Below are 21931 nucleotides of genomic sequence, written 5' to 3'. Positions count from 1 at the left end.
TCTAATTTTTTCAATCAGACTGTTCTGTACAGCAGCGTCAGGACTTATTTTAAGAACCCATTTTCGGCCAGAAAGTCCATGCTGATTTTTGATTGTACCGTGGTTTCTGCAGCTTTTTCACCGAGCAGTAAACGCTCGATATAACGCGCCAAAACATCCACTTCCAGATTGACTTTAGTCCCAGTTTTCCAGGTGCCAATATTGGTACGCTCTGCGGTATGCGGAATCAGGTTCAGGCTGATTACACTGCCACGCAAATGGTTAATGGTCAGGCTAATGCCATCTACAGTCACTGAACCTTTTTCGGCCAGATATTTGGCAATTTCAGCCGGTGCAGTCACTTCAAAATATAAAGAACGCGCATCTTCACGCACCAAGGTAATTTCACCCACGGCATCGACATGACCACTGACAATATGTCCGCCAAAACGGGTGGTCGGTAACATGGCTTTTTCCACATTCACCGGCTGGCCAACTTTCCAGTTACCTAAGGTAGTCCGGTTTAAACTTTCCCGTGACACATCGGCCGCGTACCAGTTATCGCCCCACTCAATCACGGTCAGGCAGATGCCGTTGGTGGCAATCGAATCCCCCAGATGCACATCGGACATATCCAGATCGGTTTGAATACGCAGGCGGACATCACCACCGACACTTTGCAGGCTGTCCACTTTGCCCACGCTTTCAATAATTCCTGTAAACATAGTCTTTTCTCTTATTGTCTCTAGTGCTTACCACAAGGCCAGTTGGGTGCTGACACCGCTGGTATCGACCCCGCCCAGCTCGGCAAAGTGATGCAACTGCCCCAGCAACTGCCGGATTGGCGGGCCAGACTTGGCATGAGTATCGGTAATCACAATAAATTCCAGTACTCGTGCACGTTCAGACTGACGCTGCTTGCTGACCCGGTAACGCGGTACATCCTGGGTTAACAGGCTGACCCGGCCACGTTTTAAATTGGCCTGCAACAAATCCACTGCACTGATATTGCCATCGGTGGAGTAACTGGTCAGGATATAACGTGCATTAATGGTTTCTAACAGTTTCTCATACGCTTCTTTGGCGTGCTTGGACGAGTTATACGGACTCGGACGCTCTTTGCGCCAAGCACGGTCAATGCCGCTCTTAAAGCCTTTGGTATCCGGGGTTGGTAAATCAACCTGATCCCACAAGGTTAAGGCATTTAACACATGATAGTTACTGCTATAGGCATGCTGGTTATACGGCGGATCTAAATACGCCACATCCACTTCAAAACCGCTCATCTGGTTGGCCAGATGCTGGGCATCAACACACCACATTTCGGCAGCCGGACGTTTCGGATCACCAATTTCACAGAAGCGGCTTGGGGTTAACCACAACAAAGATTCAATCCGTTCCAGTGCAGTCTGGGTTTTACCACCCCAGCCATGGTGGAAACTTTTAAAGACCCCGGAGGTGTTGCTGACAAAACTGGCCGAATACAACAAAGGCGCCAGCAGCGCGCTCATCTCGACATCATCAATCGCGCCTTGCGCCTGCCAGGTGGCAATCTGCTGGCGGATGGCATCAATACGCATCCCGTTACGGCGTTTAAAGAATAAACGGTCGCGGGTCGGATCATAAATTTCATCATTGCGTGGGCACAGGTTATGCGTGACCCAGCCTTTGACTTCTGGCAAACGGTTTAAATAATCAATTGCTTTCTGATAACCGCCCAGCTCTTTAAACGCCGGCGCTTCCACACAAGCCAAAATCGCATGATTCAGCGCATGGCTATACGGTTCCCAGTCATTGGCAATTACCCGATAGCCATTTTGTCGGGCCAGACGTGAAACCACGCCTGAACCGGCAAAAAAGTCAGCGAAGATCGGGGCGCGGCCGCCTTTGTTCAGGGTGCCGGTCTGCTCCAGCGCTTCCAGAATCAGATGTAACAGACGACGTTTATTCCCCAGATAAGGAACCAGCTGATGGAAAAGATATTCATCTGTCGTACGTGCGGCGTGACGACGTTTGTGATAAACCGTAGACTCTGAATTCATAACGTCTCTTGAGAAGGGGTTAACCTTAAGCGCACATCATCACCGAATTGAGTGACGTCGCAAAGTTTAAATCGAAGTTGTTGTGCCATACGCTCAAATTCTGCCTGAAACATGGCACGTGCAGACCGGCCTAACAGGGTCGGAGCCACATAACTGATCACTTCGTCGACCAATTGCTGCTGTAAAAAGGCGGTCGATAATGTTGCACCGGCTTCAATCAGCACATCATACAGCTGATACTGCTGCACCAAAGTTCGAAGTAGTTGATCCAAAGGCTGAACCTCGAGCTGGATCACGCCCAGCGCTTCCAGCTCGGCCCGATACGGACCCATCACCATCACACTGTCCGGCTGCTCGAGCAGTTTGGCGGTTAAGGGTAAGCGTCCCTGACGGTCCAGCACCAGCCGTTTCGGCTGGGCAATGCTGCTGATGTCCTGATGTATCGCCAGCTGGCGGACATTGAGCTGACAGTCATCGGCCAGCACGGTTTCAATCCCGGTAATCACCACTGCTGAAATCGCACGCCAGTGCTGCACATCCAGACGCGCCGAATTGCCGGTAATCCATTTCGATTCACCGGAGGCCATGGCAGTACGCCCATCCAGACTCGACGCCACTTTTAAACGGACATAAGGCTGACCCGTGGCCATGGCTTTTAAAAAGCCCAGATTCAGCTGATGCGCCTGCTGTTCCAGCACGCCTACCTCAATCTGAATTCCGGCATCGCGCAGAATCTGCACGCCTTTACCGGCCACCAGCGGATTCGGATCAGGACAAGCCACCACCACTCTGGCCACACCGGCTTCGACCAGACCTTTGGCACAGGGCGGGGTACGTCCATAATGCGCACAAGGTTCCAGAGTCACGTAAGCGGTTGCACCGCGGGCGGCATCGCCGGCATCACGTAAGGCAAATACTTCGGCATGCGGCTGTCCGGCACGCGGATGATAGCCCTCACCCACCAGCTGTCCGTCTTTAACCAGCACACAGCCCACATTCGGATTCGGTTTGGTCGAGTACTGTCCGAGTCGTGCCAGTTCAATGGCACGCTGCATCCAGATTTGGTCTTGAGTTAACTCGGACATGTCACCACTCTTGCGCGTTGAGCTTAGTATTCACGTTGCTGCATTTGTTCAATTTGACGGCGGAAGGCTTCCACATCCTGAAAGTCCTGATACACCGAAGCAAAACGCACATAGGCCACATGATCCAGCGAGAATAAAGACTGCATGACAATTTCCCCGATGGTGCGTGATTTAACATCACGTTCGCCCAGACGGCGGATTTGCAGCTGGATATCACTGAGTACCGTTTCAATCTGTTCCTGAGTCACGGGACGTTTTTGCAAGGCATGCATCAATGAACGGCGCAGTTTGGCTTCATCAAAGGGCTCATTTTTACCGTCCGATTTAATGACGCGTGGCATCACCACTTCATAACTTTCAAAGGTGGTAAAACGTTCACCACAGCTAATACATTCACGACGTCGGCGAATTTGACAGCCTTCAGCTGCCAGCCGTGAATCAATCACTTTACTGTCTGCGGCGTTGCAAAATGGACAATGCATAGTGGTTTAATTGAACAAATCCAGTTGATTTGAGAGTGTAGCAAAAAAACAGGATTTTGTAGAGTTTTACGCAATATATAGAAAAAAAACAGCCCTTTTGGGCTGTTTTACACAATATATTGATTATGCTGCTGAAAGATTATTCAACCCGTTCACCATGCTGGCTTAAATCCAGACCCATGCGTTCATCATCAGATTCAACACGGATACCAATTACCAGATCAATCACTTTCAGGATGATGAAGGTTAATACTCCAGAGTACACAATGGTGGCAATCACACCTTCCACTTGCACCCACAGCTGACCCATCAGGCTAGCAGGTGCCGCATCGCCCATAATGAATTCGCTGGCAAAGAAGGCGGTTAAAATTGCACCTACAATACCACCCACGCCATGCAGGCCAAAGGCATCTAAAGAGTCATCGGCTTTCAGGGCACGTTTCAGTGCAGTAATCCCCCAGAAGCAGACCACGCCACCAATCAGCCCCATGGCTAAGGCACCACCGACGGTGACAAAACCTGCTGCCGGGGTAATGACCACCAGACCGGCCACAGCACCTGAAGCACCGCCTAATACAGAGGCTTTACCACGGACCACTTTTTCAGTCACTAACCAGGCCAGTGCGGCTGCAGCTGCGGCAACTTGAGTCACCACTAAAGCATAACCTGCTGAACCATTGGCGCCCAGCGCAGAACCACCATTGAAACCAAACCAGCCTACCCACAGCAAGCTTGCACCCACCACAGTTAAGGTCAGGTTGTGCGGTGCCATCGATTCACGGCCCAAGCCCATACGTTTGCCCAGCATATAGGCAGCCACCAGACCGGCTACACCAGAGTTAATGTGTACCACGGTACCACCAGCGAAATCCAGCGCGCCATCATTGCCTAACCAGCCGCCACCCCAGACCCAGTGGGTAATAGGTGCATAGACCACCACCACCCAGATGGCAATAAACGCAACAAAGGCCCCAAATTTCATCCGCTCTGCAATCGAACCGCTAATAATGGCCACGGTAATAATCGCAAAGGTCATCTGGAAGATCACAAACAGAATTTCAGGAATGGTGCCACTCAAGGCATCGGTGGTAATACCGGCCAGCATGAACTTGTCCAGGCTGCCAATAAAGGCATTGCCTTCGCCAAAGGCCAAGGTATAGCCAATAATTACCCAGACCAGACTGACCACTGCGGCCGCAACAAAACTGTGCGCCATGGTGCTGAGGACGTTTTTCTTGCGCACCATACCGCCATAGAACAGGGCCAAGCCCGGAATGGTCATAAGTAGGACAAGTGCTGTTGAGACCAGAATCCAGGCAGTATCACCAGTGTCTAACACGGCTTCTTCAGCCGCTGCCACTTCAGGCAAAGCAGTTTCTGCAGTGATGATATCGCTTGATTCAGTAAGCGCAGGTTCCACAGTGTCATTTACTGTGATTTGTTCTGAAGGAGTTGGCGCTGTTACGGCTTCTTCAGCCCAAGTAACAGAACCACCCAAAAGCGCGCCGGACAGGCCGAGCGCAAGTAGCATTTTTTTCATTCGTATCCCCCAACCTAGTTTTTGTGAGTTATTAGGTACTCAGCAAACTTCGTGCCAATTACTTAAACAGCATCTGCACCTGTTTCACCTGTACGAATACGGATGACCTGTTCCAGATTCGTCACAAAAATTTTACCGTCACCGATTTTGCCAGTGCTTGCTACACGGGTGATTGATTCAATCACTGAATCCACCATCTCATCACTAATGGCGATTTCGATTTTCACTTTTGGTAGAAAATCAACAACATATTCTGCGCCACGATACAGTTCAGTGTGACCTTTCTGACGACCGAAGCCTTTGACTTCAGTGACAGTGATCCCTTGAACACCAATTTCTGACAGTGCTTCACGCACGTCATCTAATTTAAAGGGTTTTACAATTGCAGTTACGAGCTTCATGTGTGTTTTCCTTCGGCTTATTTCACCAGTAAGGTTTTATGTTCAAATTTCATGCCAAAACTCCTAAGGTCGGGGGAAATTAGAAGTTACGGCATGTGATTTATTTATATCTTATTTTATACCTTTCTCATGCACCAATCTTCAAAAAATAAACATTTTTCTGTAGAGATTTACGATCTCCGGCATCGAATAAAACCATATTTCATCTGAAACACTATAGTCTGGGCCAGAGCAATGCTACACTGCGCTTTTCAGTCCACTGGAATGGAATTTATGATGATAGAAACCTTATTACAGGCCATCTTAGAACAGGTCGATCAACCGAAAAAAGATTTAGAACATAACCTGCGTGCCCTGCTAAGCGAAGCCGTCAGCAAAATGGATCTGGTGTCCAAAGAAGAGCTGGACCGTCAGCGCACTGCACTGAATAATGCCAATCTTCGTTTAAATGAACTGCTGCAGCAGGTAGAAGCACTCGAACAAAAGATTTTGAACAAAGAATAAGCACCTTCTTAGTGCAACAAAAGACGCATAACGACCAAAAATAACGCACCAAAACGGAACATAACAACAATGTCTTTTGCCAAAATTTATACGCGGGGTCTGCTTGGACTGAATGCCCCGTCCATTGAAGTTGAAGTCCATTTAAGTCAGGGTCTGCCCTCCTTAACCATTGTCGGTCTGGCCGAAGCCGCGGTCCGTGAAAGTAAAGACCGGGTTCGCTCGGCCATTATTAACAGTGGTTTTCAGTTTCCCACCAAACGTTTGACCATTAATCTGGCCCCGGCCGATTTACCCAAAGATGGCTCACGTCTGGATTTACCGATTGCCTTAGGCATTCTGATTGCTTCCGGACAATTGCCCGAACAGGCCGCAGAAAACCTGGAATTTATTGGTGAACTGGCGCTGGATGGCCAGTTACGCCCGGTCACCGGCACTTTAAGTATTGCCATTGCCTGTCAGGCGGCCGGCCATCAACTGGTATTACCGGAACCCAATGCACAGGAAGCCGCACAATTGCCCGACTTTCAGGTGTTTGCGGCCAGTCATCTGAAACAGGTCTGTGAGCATCTGGCGCAGGCTGCGCCCCTACAGCCTTTTGCAGCAAGCTCGGAAACCCGCTTGGAACGCTATGCTTTTGACCTGGCGGATGTCAAAGGACAGCTGCGACCTCGGCGTGCCCTGGAAATTGCCGCTGCCGGTGGCCATTCCTTGCTCTTTAAAGGTCCACCCGGTACAGGCAAGACTCTCTTGGCCTCACGTCTGGCCAGTATTTTGCCGCCCCTGAATATGCAGGAAAATCTTGAAGTTGCCAGTATTTATTCAATTGCCAATACCCCGCATCGCTTTGGACAGCGGCCATTTCGCGCCCCGCATCATACCGCTTCAGCGATTGCGCTGGTCGGTGGTGGCTCACATCCAAAACCGGGCGAAATTACCCTGGCCCATTTAGGTGTGCTGTTTTTAGATGAACTGCCGGAGTTTGACCGTAAAGTGCTGGAAGTATTGCGGCAGCCCTTGGAATCCAAGGAAATTGTAATTTCCCGGGCATCGCGGCAGATTACCTTTCCGGCCAGTTTCCAGCTGATTGCCGCGATGAACCCCTGCCCGTGTGGCTATGCATTTAATCAGGATATTCGCTGCCAATGTTCCGCAGAAAGTATTAAACGCTACCAGAACCGCATTTCTGGCCCACTCCTGGACCGGATTGATTTGCATATTGATGTACCACCATTACAGGCCCATGAGTTACATGATAAAACTGCGGTGGAAAACTCAGATACGGTTCGCCAGCGGGTGATTCAGGCCTATGAACGGCAAATGCAACGCCAAGGTATGCTGAATATGAACTTAAGTCCAAAACAGCTGGAACAGTTTGCTGCCTTAGCCACACCAGCACAGAACATGATGGATCTGGCCCAGCAGCGCTTAAACCTGTCGGCTCGCGCCTATCATCGGGTCTTAAGAGTGGCGCGCAGTATTGCCGATTTGGCCGAAAGTAGCGAGATTCAAACTGCTCATTTATCGGAAGCGCTGTCTTATCGGGCGCAGTCCAGCCCATAAAACGCATCATTAAAAACAAGCTAAAAAAATAGCCCATTTCAAATGGGCTATTTTTTCAATATGAAGCCTTAAATTAGAATGTCTTGGTCAATGTCACGACTGCACCTGTTTCTACGCCACGCTCAACCGCATCGGGTGTTCCTGGACCATAGTCAATATCTGAACCCACCGCAGCCAGTTCTGCAGTTAAGCCTTCAACACCGGCAAAGGCATAAGTTACGCCCAATTTCCAGTCCACATAGCTGTCATCATCACCAAAAATCTCTTCATCTGCCACGGTATAGCCTAAAGCCGCCACTCCACCAAAACCGGTCGCACCAAAAGGCACGCTATAGGTAGCATTGAAATACCAGGCATCTAAATCTGCGCCTAAAAAGTCATTGCTGTAGTTCACTGCGGTGAGCAAGCTGGCATCTTTGACCAGCACATCATTAAAGCCAAGTTTTGCATAGGCTTCTAACCAGTTTAAATCACTTTCACTTGGATAAGCGTAGTACCATAAGCCCACATCCAGTAATGGCTTGCTCGCAAATCCATCTAAGGTTGTGGCATAACCGATATATGGGTCCAGCTCTAAATGGGCCGTACCGCCGAAATCGACATTCGAGCCCCACACCCCGGCATATACACCAGATGCATGTGACAGTGCGAAACCAGCTTGTACTGCAGGATCATTAAAGGTTTGGGTCAGACCACGATAACGGTAATCTGAAGTCAGCGCTGCAGTACCGCTAAACGATAAAGCAGATGCCGAAGAGTCTTCTGCTGCAGCCACGCTGAAGCTGGCAGTTACGGCAACAAGCGCCAGTGAAAGTGTTTTGATAGAAAATTTCATTGTTTGATCCCCTGCTGCATATTTCAATGCTTTTGTGTATTTGTTTCACTCACACAGGAGATAGCAATCCCTATGCCAACACGGGCATTTACTCACGAAAAATGATTTTGATTTTCTCTAAATTAATATCAAATATTTGTTTTATCTATAATTTAATTATGAGATTAAAATTTAAAAATAGAATAATACTTTTTCAATCCTACTGAGGTGCGGATCATTTCACTGCGTTGGGAGATAAACCAGATCATTTATATTTGCTTACATCATGCGCTATTTTGAGTCGCTTAATCATTCAAAAGCTTTTTGCTGCTTAAAAAAAGTGCAATCTTGCATTCCACTAAAATGCACTGATTCATGAGATAGTTCTAATCATAGCTTCAACGAAATGCATAAAAAATTCAGCGAGATAAATCTTGTATGTACGTTTTACTCCCTGTAAAGTGCCAAATTTTCCACATCTTCACACTGTCTAAAACCGCATAATCACAAATTATTTTTTGAATAAAAAGTATAAACACAGTACATTAAAGCGCGAAAATTGCCTTCCTGTTTTGAGAAGCAAATTTTCTGCAATATGACCCAGGAAGGGTGTTTTACAAGAGCAAGGATTGAAACTGTATACGCTAGCGTTTGCATTTTTCTCAAAGAAAAATGGATAAAACGGTATCTTTTTTACAAATTCCCTATAAAATTCTTCCGGTTTCTGGGTTCTTTTTAAACAAATTGAAACATAACATTCTGGATGAGGCTCTCTCCCAATGCTAAACGCGAAAAAATTAACATTAGCAGTACTGGTACAAGCTGCTTTAATTTCTACAGCTGTTGCCAGCGAGCAAAGCGAAGCTAAAGGTTTTGTTGAAGGTGCAGAAGGTTCGGTATTATTCCGTACTGGTTTTATTCACCGTGACAAAACTAACGGTGTAAAAGATCAAAGCTCTTATGCACAAACCGCAATTGTTCAACTTGAATCTGGTTATACCCAAGGCACTGTAGGCGTGGGTGTCGGTGCCGTAGGCGACTGGTCATTTAAACTGGGCAGCAATAACAACGCTGGCAATAACATGATTCCACATGACAACAATGGCGAACCATATGACCAATGGGCTCGTGGTGGTGTCAATGTCAAAGCACGTATTTCCAATACTGAAGTACGTTATGGTACCCAAGTTCTAGACCTGCCGGTATTGGCCAGCAATACGGCGCGTTTAGTTCCAGAATATTTCACTGGTGTTTTAGCCACGAGCCGTGAAATTGATGGCCTGGAATTAACTGCCGGTAAATTTACCAAAAACCAGTTCTCTGACCAGATTGCCACCGATCAAAATGATTTAGATCGTGCCATTGTGTGGGGTGCACGTTATCAGGTGAATGATCAGCTGAATACAGCGTATTTTGGTGTAGACAATAAAGACCGTTTAGAGCGTCACTATGCCAATGTTAACTATAAGCTTCCATTGGCAAACCAAAGCAGCCTGACCTTTGATTTTAGCGGTTACCACACTGATTGGGATCGTGAAGCAAATGGCAGCCTGTATTCTTATATTGGCTCGGCTGATGATAAATTCCAGAACTCGATCTGGGCGATTTCAACCGCTTATAACACTGGTCCACACAACATCATGTTGGCATACCAGCAAAATACAGGTAATGCAGGTTATGACTATAACCTGGGTGCGGGTGTTGCAGATGGTGGCCAAACCATTTATATGCCAAACTCCTACCTGTCTGATTTCATTGGTAACGATGAGAAATCTGTACAGCTTCAATATTCTTTAAACTTTGATCAATACGGTGTTCCTGGCCTGAACTGGACCAGCGCATTTGTGTATGGTTGGGATATTGATGCAAACCGTGCAGTACGTGCAAATCCAGCTGATCCAAACTCAGCTATTGTTGCTCGTGAACTCGTAGTGGATAACGCGACTGAACGTGAATTCTTTAACCAGGTGAAATACACCGTTCAATCTGGTTTTGCTAAAGATGCCAGCTTACGTGTACGTCATTCTTACTACCGTGCGAGTGATGAATACCAAGGAAGCTACATTGGTGACACCAATGAATGGCGTTTATTCCTAGACATCCCGGTGAAATTATTCTAATGTCCTGACGATGGTTTAAATCAAAAAAACCTGCACACTGTGCAGGTTTTTTTATGACGTCCTCACTAAACAAGACAGATCAGTGAGGGGGGGGGAAAAGCCGTATTATTTTGCAGCTTCAATCGCTTTTAATACTTCAGCTTTGGCAACGTCTGCGCCTTCCCAACCGGTCAATTTCACCCATTTGCCTGGCTCTAAATCTTTATAGTGAGCAAAGAAGTGTTCAACCTGTTGAATCAGTAACGGTGGAAGATCGGTATATTCTTTCACGTCTTTGTAAATTGGAGTCAATTTGTCGTGCGGTACCGCGATCAGTTTCGCATCAATACCACCGTCATCTTCCATGTTCAATTTACCGACCGGGCGGCAACGAATTACTGAACCTGGTTCAACCGGATGTGGTGTTACCACCAATACGTCTAATGGGTCACCATCTTCAGACAAAGTATTTGGTACATAACCGTAGTTTGCTGGGTAGAACATTGCAGTACCCATGAAACGGTCTACAAATAACGCATCAGAATCTTTATCAATTTCGTATTTGATTGGCGCTGCATTGGCAGGAATTTCAATGATTACATAGATATCATTTGGCGCATCTTTACCCGCTGGGATATTGCTGTAGCTCATGGCATCACTCTTTCACAAATTAAATTTTTTAAACCGCGTCAATTATAACGGGTTTCGGCTATTAATGACTTCGCGATTATACATTCATGACATAAAAATAGATATTTTGCTGTGCAATCACGCAGTCAGTTTAATCACCAGCAGCAATAAACAGATCGGGCAAAGTAACGATAATAACCAGATAATCGAGCGCAACGTCGCCCAGTTGGCCAGATAACACAGCCCGTACAGCAGACGAAACACCAGATAGGCAATGCCAAAGGTCATAATAATAAACTGCGGAATCACCATATATTCGGCCAGTAAAATGGCGGCAATAAACAGCGGCAGACTTTCAAAGCTGTTTTGCTGGGCAGCATTGGCACGTGCCGCCAGACCGGTAGTATTGGCTAAAAAAGAACGTGGATTTTGATTATCTTCAGATTTAAAGCCGCCAGCCATTTTTGCAATCACCGCAAATAAATAAGGCAACAGGCAGGCGATCAGAATCAGATAGACGATTCCACTAATACTTTGCATCTATTTTTTCTCGTCGGAATTCTTCAAAACTTTATCATAGCATGGTGTTTTAAGCATAAATTTTGTTAAATAGGGTGTTTTTATTCATTGTGTAGGATTCATGATGGTCAATCCTGATCAAAAAGAAATGTTCGATGTACTTGAAAAACAGCGTCAGCATCAGCTGCAAGTCGATCGGGCCTTAAAAATTGTGATTCCCATTGTGGCCTTTTTATTAACGGTCATCTGTTCCAACCTGAACATCTGGTCGACCCTGTTTACCTTTATCGTATTGTGGGTGGCCCTGTATGCGGTGGGAATTAAACGTCTGCCTTTATGGCACTGGGTGACCGTAATTCTGGTGTATTGCCTGATTGATAATATTTTAAGTTATGGCAGTTTCCATTCCTCCGGTTTTAGCCGTCAGTTTGGCTCGATGTTTATTTTCCTCGGGGTGATGGGAGTCGGACGTCCTTACTTCGACCGCTGGCTAATGAAAAAAGAGAATTAAAAAAAGCGCCCTTAGGCGCTTTTTTTATTGCAGAATTTATGCAGTCTTACGTAGGTCTTTACGCAGGATTTTACCTACGTTAGATTTCGGTAATTCATCCATAAATTCAACATAACGTGGGCGTTTATAACCGGTCAGGTTTTCTTTCGCAAATGCCAGAACTTCTTCAGTCGTCAATGAAGGATCTTTCTTCACAACGAACAGTTTTGGCACTTCACCTGATTTTTCATCTGGTACACCAATTGCCGCCACTTCCAGCACTTTTGGATGCTTCGCTACAACTTCTTCAATTTCAGATGGATAAACGTTAAAACCAGACACCAGAATCATGTCTTTCTTACGGTCAACAATCTTCACATAACCACGGCTGTCCATCACCCCGATATCACCAGTACGGAAGAAGCCATTTACCATCACTTTATCGGTTTCATCCGGACGGTTCCAATAGCCTTTCATCACCTGTGGACCACGGATTGAGATTTCACCCTGCTCACCGAGTGCAACTTCATTACCGTCATCATCCAGAATTGCAACTTCAGTCAAAGGTAACGGAATACCAATCGTACCGCTGAATTCTTCAGATGCTGGTGGGTTTGCAGTTGCCACTGGAGAAGTTTCAGACAGGCCATAACCTTCAATGATGTTAGTGCCAGTAATTTTCTTCCAAGCTTCCGCAGTAGAAGGCAGAACCGCCATACCCCCGCCCATCGCCATTTTTAAACGGCTATGATCCAGTTGCTTGAATTCTTCATTGTTTACAAGCGCATTAAACAGCGTGTTCACAGCAGGGAAGAATGTTGGCTGGTATTTACGTAATTCTTTCATCACCGCAGGCAGATCACGCGGGTTAGGAATCAGAATGTTCGCCTGACCTTTATACATCCCGTAAAGCGCGCACACCATAAATGCAAAAATGTGATACAGCGGCAATGCACAGAAAATACGGTCATCTGGCTGACCATCTTGCGCACCAAATTTACTTTGGAAAATACCATCGCATTGCAGCATGTTTGCCACAAGGTTGCGATGCGTTAATTCTGCACCTTTAGATACCCCTGTCGTACCACCAGTATATTGCAGTACTGCCGTATCGCTTAGGGTCAGGCTTGGACGCTTGTAGTTGCTGACATTGGCTTTCGACATGGCTGCATTAAACTTGACATGACCCGGAAGGTCCCACGCCGGAATCTGTTTGCGTACTGAACGTAAGACAAAGTTCACCAAAGTACCTTTTAAGGTACCAAGCATATCCCCCACAGAAGCAACCACAACGTGTTTGACTGGGGTTTTACCCAGAATCGCCTGATATACAGAAGCGAAGTTTTCAATAATCACCAGCACTTCTGCGCCAGAGTCATTTAACTGATGCTCAAGTTCACGTGAGGTATACAGCGGGTTTACATTCACCAGCACCAGACCGGCACGGAATACACCCAACGCCACCACTGGATATTGCAGAACGTTTGGCATCATCACTGCAACACGTGTGCCTTTGGCCAAGCCCAGACCTTGCAAATAGCTTGCAAATTTACGGCTTGCTTCTTCCAGTTCAGCAAAGGTCAGCACTTTATCCATAAAGATAAAGGCATCACGTGAACCAAACTTCTGGAAATTACGTTCAAAGATATCAACCAGTGACGTATTCTCTGGTGGCAACTCTACAGTTTCTGGAATCCCTGTCTTTCGGTATTCTTCAAACCAAATTTTTTCCATAATGCCAATCTCTCCAATCAGTAATCCTTAGTATTCAACTGTTTTATACACTGCCGCACTTCATTTTTTGGCTTGTTTATGTACAGCAGTGGATCCATTTTCACGAATTCGATTCATATATAACGTATTTTATGTAAACAACGCTAGTCTTATCTCTGAATCAACAGTTTATTTGCTTTTTGATATCCCCGTGGTAAAAGCTGTCCCTTAGTTCCTCTCTTACCGATATACTTCTGCAAGTCATCACCTTTTAATTTTAACTGCTGTTGTCCTGCAAACACTTGAATTATTTCATCTAAATTTAGCATTGTCATGGATACAATCTGATCTTTCGGTTCAAGTTGTATCAATTTATTACCTTTACCTTTGTTCAGCACCGGTAATTCTGCCAGATCAACAATCAGTAAACGGCCGGCAGAACTGAGTAGCGCAACATGACTGAACTGCTCAATAGTTTGCAGATTCATCACGCTGGCGCCTTCAGACAGGCTCAGGAAAGCCTTACCGGCTTTGGCATTGGTATCCAGCTGTTTGGCTTGGGTTTTAAAGCCATAACCTTTGCTGCTCATGACCAGAATTTCAGCCTGATCTTCTGCCACAAACACCTGTTTAAAGCCGACCCCGCTGGCCGGTGATAAACGTGAACTGAGCGGTTCACCCAAACCACGCGCCGATGGCAGGCTGTTAATGGCCACACCATAACTGCGTCCAGTGTCATCCAGCACATAGGCACGCTGGTTGGATTTGCCTTGGGCGTGACTTAAATACTGGTCGCCAGCACGGAAATTCAGGTTTTCGGCATCGACATCATGGCCTTTGGCACAGCGAATCCAGCCAGCTTCAGACAGTATCACGGTTACCGGATCGGCCGGCAGCATGTCCTGTTCATTAATGGCAGTGGCTTCAGCGCGCTGCACGATTGGTGAACGGCGGTCATCACCAAACTTTTTGGCGTCGTCTTTTAACTCCGTAATAATCAGGTTTTTTAATGATTCCGGATTGGCCAACTGTTCACGAATTGTGGCAGCTTTGGCCTCGAGTTCTTCCTGTTCGCGACGGATTTCCATTTCTTCCAGTCGGGCCAGATGGCGCAACTTGAGTTCCAAAATGGCTTCAGCCTGAATCTCATCAATACCAAAGTGCGCCATCAGCTCTGCTTTGGGATGATCTTCTTCGCGGATAATGCGGATCACGGTATCAATGTCTAAATAGGCAATCAGCAAGCCGGCCAGAATATGCAGGCGTTTTTCAATCTTGTTCAGATGATATTGCAGGCGGCGTGTGACGGTATGTTTACGAATCTCGATCCATTCCAATAAAATCTGGCGAATCGATTTGACCTGTGGACGACCATCGGCACCAATCATGTTCATGTTGACCCGATAGCTTGATTCCAGATCGGTGGTTGCAAACAGATGGCTCATCACTGCATCGGCATCAATCCGGTTGGAACGCAGCACAATCACCAGACGGGTCGGATTTTTATGGTCCGACTCATCCCGTACATCGGTCACCAGTGGTAGCTTTTTGGCCTGCATCTGGTCAGCAATCTGGGTAATGACTTTTGAGCCAGAGACCTGATACGGTAAATCACTGATAACAATTTCATTTTTTTCAATGGTATACACCGCACGCATGCGATAACTGCCGCGTCCAGTGGTCTGAATCTTTAACAGTTCATCTGGCGGGGTAATTACTTCAGCCCGGGTCGGTAAATCCGGGCCAGGAATATATTCTGCAACCTTGCTATCGCTTAAATTCGGATTACGGATCAGGGCGATGGTGCCTTTAATGATTTCACGCAAGTTGTGCGGCGGAATATCGGTGGCCATACCCACGGCAATGCCGGTGGTGCCATTGAGCAGGATATTTGGAACCCGTGCCGGCAAGGTCACTGGCTCTTTTAGGGAACCATCAAAGTTGTCCTGCCAGTCGCAGGTGCCCTGACCGAGTTCAGACAGTAACAGGTCACTATATGCGGATAATTTGGCTTCGGTATAACGCATTGCGGCAAAGGATTTTGGATCATCCGGTGAACCCCAGTTGCCCTGCCCTTCAATAAATGGATAACGATAGCTAAACGGCTGCGCCATTAACACCATCGCTTCATAACAGGCCAAGTCACCATGCGGATGGTACTTACCCAGCACATCACCGACCGTACGTGCAGATTTCTTTGGTTTACTGCTTGGCTTGAGACCCAGCTCGCTCATGGCATAGACGATACGGCGCTGTACCGGTTTCAGGCCATCGCTGATATGAGGCAATGCACGGTCCATAATCACGTACATGGCATAGCTGAGATATGCTTGTTCAGTAAATTCTGCTACGGAACGGTTTTCTGTCGCATGATGCGCGAGGCTTGTCATAACAACCTGTAATCCTAAATTAATGCGTTATAGTTTTGACGTTCTTATGCTATGCCGCAGCCGCGGCCAGCACAAGGGTAGCCGATCACACTCTGCGACAATTTATGTCTTATGGCGTAAAAATATCCATTTTAGGCGCGTCAATCAACTGAAAAATACACAAGTCTGACTGCACGTTGAAAAACATATTCCAGAAATAAAAAAGATGCGCCGGCACAATAGCCAGCGCATCTTGCATTGTCTGTATGAGCGGCTGCTTATAAACCAATCGACTCCAGGGTCTTGCCGCGGGTTTCCTCACCCAGCAGCACAATCACCAGTGCCACGGCCAGCAGCACCGCGGTAAACATCATAAATACATAGCTAAAGCCGTTGTGCATCACCATCATCTGGGTCACCACCAAAGGCGCAACAATACCGCCCATACGGCCCACCGCCGAAGCCCAGCCGGAACCAAAGGCACGGATATTGGTTGGATACTGTTCCGGCGTATAGGTATACAGCACACCCCAGGCGCCTAGGTTAAAGAAGGACATCAGGCAACCCCAGAACACGATCATGCCGACGCTGCTGGCCTGTCCAAAGAAGTAGGCTGATACCGCACACAGCCCAATAAAGCCGGCCAGTGTGGCTTTGCGGCCAAGTTTTTCTACCAGCCAGGCCGCCGCAATATAACCCGGCAACTGCGCCAGAATCATGATCAGCACATATTCAAAGGACTGCACAATGGTATAGCCTTCCTTGACCAGCAGGCTTGGCAGCCAGGTAAAAATGCCATAGTAGGAATAGACAATGCCGAACCAGATCAGCCACAGCATGAGGGTACGGCGTGCAAATGGCCCCGACCACAGCTGGGCAAAGGAAATATTCTGTTTGGCTGCCACCGGTTTCACTTCCAGCTGTTCAATCACCTCGACGCCGCAGCGACGTTCCAAACTTTGTACTAGTTTGTGCGCTTCTTCGACCCGGCCGCGGTTAATTAAATACGGCACCGATTCCGGTACTTTTTTCCAGATGACCCAGGCATAGAGCGCCGGTAAGCCACCAATTAAAAAGGCCATATGCCAGTCAAAGGTCGGAATCACAAAATAAGACACCAGCGCCGCGCAGAGCCAGCCCAGCCCCCAGAAGCTTTCCAGTAGCACAATAAAGCGGCCCCGCACATGCGCCGGAATATATTCACTGACCAAAGTCACCGCAACCGGCAACTGCCCGCCCAGCCCTAAACCGACAATAAAACGGAAAAACAGTAACCAGCTTAAATTTGGGGCAAAGGCACAGGCCGCTGTGGCCAGACTATAAATCACCAGGGTCGTGGCAAATACAGTTTTACGTCCAATCCGGTCAGCCAGACCACCGGAGAACACCGCACCAATGGCCATGCCAACAAAACCAATTGACACCACCCAGCCTTTTTCTGCCGGGCTCATTTGCCAGTCTTCCGCCATTTTGGCCAGAATAAAGGAGATTAAACCGGTATCCATGGCATCAAACATCCAGCCCAGTCCGATGACCCATAGCAAGGTATAGTGAAACTTACCAATCGGTAAGCGTTGTACACGAGAAACTAGATCCATAATAAACGCTCTGACAGGGTGGAGAGGAAAACGCGGATGGCGCGCCTGGTTATTGTTATGACAACAGCAATCAGCTTTGATTTTAAAGACAATGACCGCTATCTGGATAGCGGTCATGCCGTTTAATTTATAGGAGATTTGTGGCTAGGAGGCATCTTTGGATGAGGCCGACTGCTCATCATCATCCTTATAAATGAATTTTGGCATTTCCAGACCAAAATAGATCGCAATTAAACGTAAGGTAAAACCAAAAATCAGCGTGGCGATAACGGTTAGTTCTAGCGACAGGCCAATTTCAATACAGACCCAATAGCAGATCACCGACACAAAAGAGATACTGGCATACAGCTCACGGCGGAACACCAGCGGCACATCATTACACAGAATATCACGCAGAATCCCGCCCGAGACGCCGGTCAGCACACCAGCCACTGCCGACACCACAAAACCGTGGCCCATTTCCAGCGCAATCTGGCAGCCAATAATGGTAAAGCCAATCAGGCCCAAAGCATCCAGCACCAGGAAGATGGAACGCAGATGGCGCATCCATTTGGCAATTAAAATGGTGACAAAGGCTGCCGCGCAGGTCAGCACCAGATATTCCGGATGCTTGACCCAGGTTAAAGGATAATGGCCCAGCAATACATCACGTACCGAGCCGCCGCCCAGTGCGGTGACACAGGCAATCAGGGTCACCCCGAACCAGTCCATGCTTCGCCGTCCTGCCGACAATGCACCTGTCATTGCTTCTGCAGTAATGGCAATAATATAAATGACCAACAGCAACATGAACTGCCCTTCTTTCACTAGGGGAATTGATGCGCGTTATCATAAGCGAAAATACGGCAAATGTTATAAAAATTGCGCACAACATTGCTTAAATTTCTTGCCCGAACCGCAGATACAGGGCTGTTTCATGGTGATCTGCTGATCGGTGGTCGGATCAAGAAAATACCACGCACCCTGATGTTTGACGAAATGCGATACTTCATGATGTATCTGCGGCTGGTTGCCATCCTGATAATAGGCCTTGAATTCGACCTGGGCATGGCTTTTGTCCAGCTTTTCCTGAGCACTTACGATTTCCAGTTTTAACCACTGGTTGGCGCTGCTCCAGTCCCGAATAGCGGCCACATCCAGGGCCTGCTGCTGACCAATTGCGGTAGTTTTGACAATATAATCAATCTGCTGCAAGGCAAAGGCACTGTAGCGTGAACGCATTAGCTGGGCAGCAGTTTGGGCCTGCTGCTGACCTAAATGCAAAGGCTGGCAACAACTGTGATAAGACCCGGCGCCACAAGGACAAGGCTGTTCTGACATAAATATTTTCCCAAAAAAATAGCCTGACAATGCAGGCTATTTTAACGGAACTGAACCAGAAAACAGGAATATTCTGAGCGCTACTCGGCTGGCGGCTGTGGCAGCACATGCACCTTCTCGATTTTATGGCCGTCCATGGTGACCACTTCAAAAATATGATCATCAGCCAGCAGACGTTGGCCATTTTCCGGCAAACGGCCGAGATGGAACAGGATATAACCCGACAGGGTCGAATATTCTTCCAGCTCATTGACCAGATCACGACCGAGCAATAACGACACATGGCGGATATCAGTCGAGCCATCCAGCATCAGGCTGCCATCTTCCAGGGTTTCTGCAACCGCGTCGAGAGTATCTTCATCCGGGAATTCACCGGCAATGGCTTCCAGTACATCAATCGGGGTGACCACACCTTCAATCGAGCCATATTCATTCAGTACAATTGCCATTTGCAGCGGCGCCTGACGCAGCTGTTCCATCACCATCAACACCTGTGCATTTTCATGCACAATCACCGGTTCGCGCAGATGTTTCTCAAAATCCAGCACACCGGTTTCAATAAATTCATTCATGACCTTATGAGTCAGCACCACCCCGGCAATATTGTCCAGCTCGCCATGCACCACAATTAAACGTGAATGCGAGGTATTCATCAGCTGGGCCTGAATGCTGTCCTGGTCTTCATCTAAATCCAGCCATTCCAGTTCCGGTCGCGGGGTCATCACCGATTTTACCGGACGCTCGGCCAGACTGAGTACGCCCTGCACCATCACGGTATGGTAAACGCTGTTCTCTTCGGCAAAGACTTCATCGGCAAAAGCACGCGTGGCCAGCACTTCTTCCGGACTTGGATGTTCCGGTTCCGGCCCGTTCGGTTTGCCGCCGAGCATCCGCATTACCGCGGAAGCAGTGCGATAACGCAGGTCAGTGGTGGTGACCATTTTTTCCTGATTTTTTCGCATGACCTGGTTCAGGAACTCGATCATCACCGAGAAACCAATTGCGGCATATAAATAGCCTTTTGGAATGTGATAACCGAAACCTTCCACCACCAGCGAGAAACCGATCATCATCAGGAAGCACAGGCACAGAATCACCACAGTTGGATGTTTGTTAACAAAGTCCATCAGCGGTTTAGAGGCCCAGAGCATAATACCAATGGCAATGATCACCGCGATCATCATCACCGACAGCTCTTTGACCATACCGACTGCGGTAATCACACTGTCGAGCGAGAACACCGCATCCAGTACCACAATCTGCACAATCACCATCCAGAAAGTGGCGTGTACCGGATTTTCTTCTTTCAGTTGCGGCTTGCCTTCAATACGCTCACGCAGCTCCATGGTGCCTTTAAACAGCAGGAACACCCCACCAAACAGCAAGATCAGATCACGACCGGAGAAGGGATGATCAAAAATATGGAACAGCGGATTGGTGAGAGTCACCACCCAGGCAATTGACGCCAGCAGAATCAGGCGCATGCCCAAAGCCAGAATCAGCCCGACCACCCGTGCGGCGTTACGCTGTTCCGGTGGTAATTTTTCAGCCAGAATAGCAATAAACACCAGGTTATCAATACCTAGCACAATTTCCAGAATAATCAGGGTCAGCAAACCCACCCATGCGGCTGGATCAGACATCCATTCAAAAATCATGGGCGATGCTCCACGAGTATCGTTTTGGCTGTGCGACAGCCAAGACCGGCTGTTTCAAAACCTGGGGAATGAAAGGGAAAAAGAAAAGAGATTAAAAGCGGCTGTTGTTGTATGGTGCGATAGTGTCCACTACCCATGACGGTTCTATTGTTGTCAAACACAATTTCAGTATAGAAAAGATTGGCGCCAGAATCACTCTTTTTTTGGCCTGGTCACGGTTGTGCTGCATGCTTTAACAATTCTTTGCAATCACACTGCACGGCGCTGGCATTGTTTGTCATATTTTTTGCATAAGCTAGAGCAGACAAAAAGAACATGTTAAGGTGAAACAAGAATCATGAATAGCGTAGTAAAAATGACTGATAATTTAAAACATCCCTCTCCTAAAACAACACAACTTTTAATTGCTTTATATTGCGGCTCACGTTCCGGAAATAAACCGGTGTATCAGGAAAAGGCCGTGGCACTGGCACGCCGTCTGGCGGAAAATGGCTTTGGTCTGGTCTATGGCGGCGCCAGTATCGGTTTAATGGGTCAGGTCGCCGATGCCGTGGTTGATCACGGTGGTGAAACTGTAGGTGTGATTCCGGAATTTATGCTGGATTATGAAATTGCCCATCATCGTCTGACCGAGTTGCATATTGTACACAGCATGCATGAACGTAAAGCCCTCATGGCCGAACGTGCCAGCGCCTTTGTGGCCTTGCCGGGCGGACTGGGCACCTTTGAGGAAATTCTGGAAATTGCCACCTGGGGTCAGTTGAACCAGCATCAAAAACCGATGATGCTGTATAACGTCAATGGCTTCTATGATGCGCTGATTGCCCAGCTTGACCATGCCGTAGCCGAAGGCTTCCTGCCGCCGCAGCACCGCGCCAAGCTGATTATCTGCAATCATGCCGATGAAATCCTGACTGCATTACATAATCTGGATGCCCCACAGCACGTTGCCATTTAAAGCGCTTGAACCCAAAAGTCCAGAAAGAAAAAAGCGAGCCGAAGCCACTGCTGTCCCATAGTTTGCTTTAAATAAAAAAACCTGAGTCCTAACAGTTAAAATATGAGTGCAAACAAACACTTTAACGACCAGGATTCAGGTTTTGTCACATCAGAATACCGTATTTCATG

20 protein-coding genes are annotated in these 21931 nt (G+C 47.6%); 5 read left to right on the top strand and 15 right to left on the bottom strand.

What is annotated here, in order from left to right:
- Positions 1 to 44: 44 nt before the first annotated feature.
- From FTU55_RS06565 to glnK, 6 genes are all read right to left on the bottom strand, one after another.
- Complete coding sequence (locus tag FTU55_RS06565) at positions 45 to 704, bottom strand: riboflavin synthase (protein ID WP_104489123.1); 660 nt, start codon at positions 702 to 704, stop codon at positions 45 to 47.
- A gap of 27 nt (positions 705 to 731) precedes the next feature.
- The gene (locus tag FTU55_RS06560; RefSeq protein WP_005181555.1) at positions 732 to 2021 is read right to left on the bottom strand and encodes a DNA adenine methylase; all 1290 of its coding nucleotides are present in this window, start codon (positions 2019 to 2021) and stop codon (positions 732 to 734) included.
- The gene (gene ribD, locus FTU55_RS06555; RefSeq protein ID WP_180046561.1) at positions 2018 to 3106 is read right to left on the bottom strand and encodes a bifunctional diaminohydroxyphosphoribosylaminopyrimidine deaminase/5-amino-6-(5-phosphoribosylamino)uracil reductase RibD; all 1089 of its coding nucleotides are present in this window, start codon (positions 3104 to 3106) and stop codon (positions 2018 to 2020) included. Before ribD ends, FTU55_RS06560 begins: the two co-directional genes overlap by 4 nt.
- 23 nt (positions 3107 to 3129) lie before the next feature.
- Positions 3130 to 3588, bottom strand: coding sequence for a transcriptional regulator NrdR (nrdR, locus tag FTU55_RS06550; protein ID WP_005181550.1), 459 nt, complete (start codon positions 3586 to 3588; stop codon positions 3130 to 3132).
- A 139-nt stretch (positions 3589 to 3727) separates the two neighbouring features.
- Complete coding sequence (locus tag FTU55_RS06545; RefSeq protein ID WP_180046559.1) at positions 3728 to 5128, bottom strand: ammonium transporter; 1401 nt, start codon at positions 5126 to 5128, stop codon at positions 3728 to 3730.
- Between the two features lie 62 nt (positions 5129 to 5190).
- Entirely contained in the window at positions 5191 to 5529 is a 339-nt protein-coding gene (glnK, locus tag FTU55_RS06540; protein ID WP_004650081.1) for a P-II family nitrogen regulator, read from the bottom strand.
- Between the two features lie 276 nt (positions 5530 to 5805).
- Between glnK and FTU55_RS06535 the strand changes: the two genes are divergently transcribed.
- Together FTU55_RS06535 and FTU55_RS06530 are read left to right on the top strand one after the other, a co-directional pair.
- Positions 5806 to 6033: an accessory factor UbiK family protein gene (locus tag FTU55_RS06535; protein ID WP_005181545.1), complete on the top strand. Its 228-nt coding sequence runs from the start codon at positions 5806 to 5808 to the stop codon at positions 6031 to 6033.
- Positions 6034 to 6102: 69 nt separating this feature from the next.
- Positions 6103 to 7593 carry a YifB family Mg chelatase-like AAA ATPase gene (locus FTU55_RS06530; protein WP_075167834.1) on the top strand — a complete coding sequence of 497 codons (1491 nt, stop codon included), beginning with the start codon at positions 6103 to 6105 and terminating at the stop codon, positions 7591 to 7593.
- Between the two features lie 73 nt (positions 7594 to 7666).
- Here the strand turns inward: FTU55_RS06530 and FTU55_RS06525 are convergent, their stop codons facing one another.
- Entirely contained in the window at positions 7667 to 8428 is a 762-nt protein-coding gene (locus FTU55_RS06525) for a TorF family putative porin (RefSeq protein WP_180046557.1), read from the bottom strand.
- Positions 8429 to 9186: 758 nt separating this feature from the next.
- On the opposite strand from FTU55_RS06525, the gene FTU55_RS06520 reads away from it, so the two are divergent.
- Complete coding sequence (locus FTU55_RS06520) at positions 9187 to 10527, top strand: OprD family outer membrane porin (RefSeq protein ID WP_163143147.1); 1341 nt, start codon at positions 9187 to 9189, stop codon at positions 10525 to 10527.
- 105 nt (positions 10528 to 10632) lie between these two features.
- Here the strand turns inward: FTU55_RS06520 and ppa are convergent, their stop codons facing one another.
- Positions 10633 to 11157, bottom strand: a complete 525-nt coding sequence (gene ppa, locus FTU55_RS06515) for an inorganic diphosphatase (protein ID WP_005181532.1) — start codon at positions 11155 to 11157, stop codon at positions 10633 to 10635.
- A 117-nt stretch (positions 11158 to 11274) separates the two neighbouring features.
- Positions 11275 to 11676: an MAPEG family protein gene (locus FTU55_RS06510; protein ID WP_005181530.1), complete on the bottom strand. Its 402-nt coding sequence runs from the start codon at positions 11674 to 11676 to the stop codon at positions 11275 to 11277.
- A gap of 103 nt (positions 11677 to 11779) precedes the next feature.
- Here FTU55_RS06510 and FTU55_RS06505 point away from each other — a divergent pair, with 103 nt between their 5' ends.
- Positions 11780 to 12166: a hypothetical protein gene (locus FTU55_RS06505; RefSeq protein ID WP_180046555.1), complete on the top strand. Its 387-nt coding sequence runs from the start codon at positions 11780 to 11782 to the stop codon at positions 12164 to 12166.
- A 36-nt stretch (positions 12167 to 12202) separates the two neighbouring features.
- Here FTU55_RS06505 and FTU55_RS06500 read toward each other — a convergent pair whose 3' ends face one another.
- The 6 genes from FTU55_RS06500 to FTU55_RS06475 all read right to left on the bottom strand — a co-directional run bounded on the left by FTU55_RS06500 (position 12203) and on the right by FTU55_RS06475 (position 20803).
- Positions 12203 to 13879 (bottom strand): AMP-binding protein, encoded by a 1677-nt coding sequence (locus FTU55_RS06500; protein ID WP_180046553.1) that lies wholly within the window; start codon positions 13877 to 13879, stop codon positions 12203 to 12205.
- Positions 13880 to 14028: 149 nt separating this feature from the next.
- On the bottom strand, positions 14029 to 16248 hold the full coding sequence (parC, locus tag FTU55_RS06495) for a DNA topoisomerase IV subunit A (RefSeq protein ID WP_180046551.1): 2220 nt from the start codon (positions 16246 to 16248) through the stop codon (positions 14029 to 14031).
- A 257-nt stretch (positions 16249 to 16505) separates the two neighbouring features.
- On the bottom strand, positions 16506 to 17825 hold the full coding sequence (locus FTU55_RS06490; protein ID WP_005181520.1) for an MFS transporter: 1320 nt from the start codon (positions 17823 to 17825) through the stop codon (positions 16506 to 16508).
- Between the two features lie 144 nt (positions 17826 to 17969).
- Positions 17970 to 18614 carry a trimeric intracellular cation channel family protein gene (locus FTU55_RS06485; RefSeq protein WP_005181518.1) on the bottom strand — a complete coding sequence of 215 codons (645 nt, stop codon included), beginning with the start codon at positions 18612 to 18614 and terminating at the stop codon, positions 17970 to 17972.
- Between the two features lie 63 nt (positions 18615 to 18677).
- Positions 18678 to 19145, bottom strand: a complete 468-nt coding sequence (locus tag FTU55_RS06480) for a YchJ family protein (protein ID WP_180046549.1) — start codon at positions 19143 to 19145, stop codon at positions 18678 to 18680.
- An 80-nt stretch (positions 19146 to 19225) separates the two neighbouring features.
- Positions 19226 to 20803, bottom strand: a complete 1578-nt coding sequence (locus FTU55_RS06475; RefSeq protein ID WP_104472202.1) for a TerC family protein — start codon at positions 20801 to 20803, stop codon at positions 19226 to 19228.
- Between the two features lie 337 nt (positions 20804 to 21140).
- On the opposite strand from FTU55_RS06475, the gene FTU55_RS06470 reads away from it, so the two are divergent.
- Positions 21141 to 21761 (top strand): TIGR00730 family Rossman fold protein, encoded by a 621-nt coding sequence (locus FTU55_RS06470; RefSeq protein WP_180046547.1) that lies wholly within the window; start codon positions 21141 to 21143, stop codon positions 21759 to 21761.
- The last annotated feature ends 170 nt before the right edge of the window (positions 21762 to 21931 follow it).

Origin of the sequence: Acinetobacter sp. YH12117, from assembly GCF_013418865.1 — a bacterium.
GTDB lineage: Bacteria > Pseudomonadota > Gammaproteobacteria > Pseudomonadales > Moraxellaceae > Acinetobacter > Acinetobacter indicus.
This window is presented reverse-complemented; position numbering and strand designations above follow the sequence as displayed.